At 65.3% G+C, this 2,422-nt stretch carries 2 protein-coding genes and 1 pseudogene; 2 read left to right on the forward strand and 1 reads right to left on the reverse strand.

The genetic code is table 11. The annotated features are described in order from the left end of the window. A pseudogene (locus VDP82_RS17035) lies at window positions 1–324 on the forward strand (4-(cytidine 5'-diphospho)-2-C-methyl-D-erythritol kinase); the annotation flags it as partial. A gap of 1 nt (window position 325) precedes the next feature. Here the strand turns inward: VDP82_RS17035 and VDP82_RS17040 are convergent. Further along, window positions 326–1,261, reverse strand: a complete 936-nt coding sequence (locus VDP82_RS17040) for a polyprenyl synthetase family protein (protein WP_323016021.1) — start codon at window positions 1,259–1,261, stop codon at window positions 326–328. Between the two features lie 173 nt (window positions 1,262–1,434). Here VDP82_RS17040 and VDP82_RS17045 point away from each other — a divergent pair, with 173 nt between their 5' ends. After that, window positions 1,435–2,220, forward strand: coding sequence for a tRNA1(Val) (adenine(37)-N6)-methyltransferase (locus VDP82_RS17045; RefSeq protein ID WP_323016020.1), 786 nt, complete (start codon window positions 1,435–1,437; stop codon window positions 2,218–2,220). The last annotated feature ends 202 nt before the right edge of the window (window positions 2,221–2,422 follow it).

Raw genomic sequence — 2,422 nt, forward strand, 5'->3', positions numbered from 1 at the left:
GTGTTCCGGCGCCTGACGCGGCGTGACAATCCCGCGCTGCCGCCGTTGCCCGAGCCCCTTGCCCGCCCCGTGCAACTGGGGTTGTGGCTGGCCGAAACGCGCAATGATTTGCAGCCGGCGGCGGTGGACATGGTGCCGGTAATTGGCGAGATCGTCGCCGCGCTGGCCGAGACGCGGGGCTGCATCCTGGCCCGCATGTCGGGGTCGGGGGCGACGGTGTTCGGCCTTTTCGGCGCCGAAGGGCAGGCCCATCAGGCGGCACGGACCCTGCGCGAAAAATACCCCGGCCATTGGGTAGCGGCCGCGCCGCTGCTCGGGTCCTGATTCAGTAGGCGCGCAGCACGCTGAATTCGACCACGTCGCTCAACAGCGCGCGCATATCCGACGAGGGCAGAATATTCAGAGCCTGCTGGGCCGAGCGGGCATGGGCATGGGCCTGTTCCAGCGTGCGGGAAAGGGCGCCATAGCGCTCCATGATAGCCACCACCTCGGCCACCTGCTCGCTGCTGGCCTCGGCATCGCCCAGCGCCTTGGCGATGCTCGCCTTTTCGGCTTCGCTGCCTTCGGCCAGGGCCAGGATGATCGGCAGCGTCATCTTGCCTTCGCGCAGATCGTCACCGGTATTCTTGCCCAGTTCGCCCGCCTGTCCGCCATAATCGAGCACATCGTCGACAAGTTGGAAGGCATTGCCCAGTTCGAGCCCATAGCGCGCCAGCGCCTGGCGTCCCGCGGCATCGGCTCCACCCGACATGGCGCCCACTTCGCAGGCGGCCTGGAACAGCACGGCGGTCTTGGCGCGGATCACCTCGGCATATTCGGCCGGCGTGGTGGTGAGATCGCCGGTCTTGGCCAACTGGAACACCTCGCCCTCGGCCATGACGGCGGAGGCGGAGGAGAGCACGCCCAGCGCAGCGATGTCGCCGGTTTCCACCATCATCATGAAGGCCTGGCCGAGCAGGAAATCGCCGACCAGGATGGAGGCCTTGTTGCCCCACACCATGCGGGCGGCGGGCTTGCCCCGGCGCATGTCGCTTTCATCCACCACATCGTCATGCAGCAGGGTGGCGTTGTGCATGAATTCGACGGCGGCGGCGAAATTGATGGCCGAGCCGGTGCCCCCGCCGAAAAGCTGCGCCGAGGCCACCGTCAGCATGGGGCGCAGGCGCTTGCCGCCGCTCTCGATCAGATAGCGCGCCAATTCGGGCACCATATCCACATGCGATTCGGCGCGGCTCAGGATCAGGCTGTTGACCTTGGCCATGTCGGCCGCGGTGATTTCGAGCAACCGCTCGACCGGATTGGCCGCCGGTGCTTGTTTCAATTGCGTCAGAACCGACACTGCTTTCCTGTCCTGGTTCGCCAACCCGGCAAATCTGGTTGAGCCTTCTGCGCTCCCCCATATAAGGTCGCGCAAAACCGGCCATACGGGGTGCAATGTCCCTAGACCAGCCCAATGCCTTTGTAAAACACCATTCGGTAACGCGCGATGCCTTTTTGGGCAATCGGCTCACACTGTCGCAGCCCCGCAACGGCTTTCGCGCCGGGCTCGATAGCGTGCTGCTGGGGGCGGCGGTTCGGTTCGGCAGCACAAGCCTGCTCGACCTGGGCAGCGGGGTGGGTACGGCGAGCTTCGTGGCCATGGCGCACCACGCGGATTTGCAGGCGCTGCTGGTCGAACGCGATCCTGAAATCGCCGCGCTCGCCCGCGACAATGCTCTGGAAAATGGTTTTGCCGCCCGTGCCCAAATCATTATGGCCGATGTGGCCGGTCCGGCGGCGGCGCGCCAGGAGGCCGGCATGGCCGTAAACGCCTATGCCAGTATCATCGCCAACCCCCCTTTTTTTAATCGGGGGGAAGGGACCCTGGCGACAAATGCCGGTCGGGCAGGGGCAAGGCATATGGAAGAAGCCGCGCTCGACCATTGGATAAGAACGGCGGCCGGCGCCGCCCAGGCGGGGGGCGAAGTCATTTTCGTCTATCCGGCCGCCGGCCTTGCGGCACTGTTGGCCGGCTTTGAAAAACGCTTCGGTGCGATTGCCATCCTGCCGCTGCTGCCTCGGCCTGGCGCGGCGGCGGGGCGCGTACTGATACGGGGCATCAAGGGCTCGCGAGCGCCCCTGACGCTTTTGGCCGGGCGGGCGCTTCACGGGGAAGAGGGCAGGGCCTTTCAACCCGAATTCGATGCTATTTTCCGGGGGGAAAGCCGCCTCATCTGGTAATCGCTTCGTCCAGACCTTAAATCTGGCGCGCCATTTGTTCTGGGCGGGGGCCTTTTCCGTGACAGCATATGTTCTACGCATCCTCATCGTCGTCGGGCTGGGGCTGCTCATCTGGCTGGGGCTGCGCAAGATCTGGCGCGACTGGTCGCGTCAGTTTCGCGCCGAGGATGAGGAAAAACGCCAGCTTCGCCGCGAGCGCGAC

Source organism: Devosia sp., from assembly GCF_034675085.1.
GTDB lineage: Bacteria > Pseudomonadota > Alphaproteobacteria > Rhizobiales > Devosiaceae > Devosia.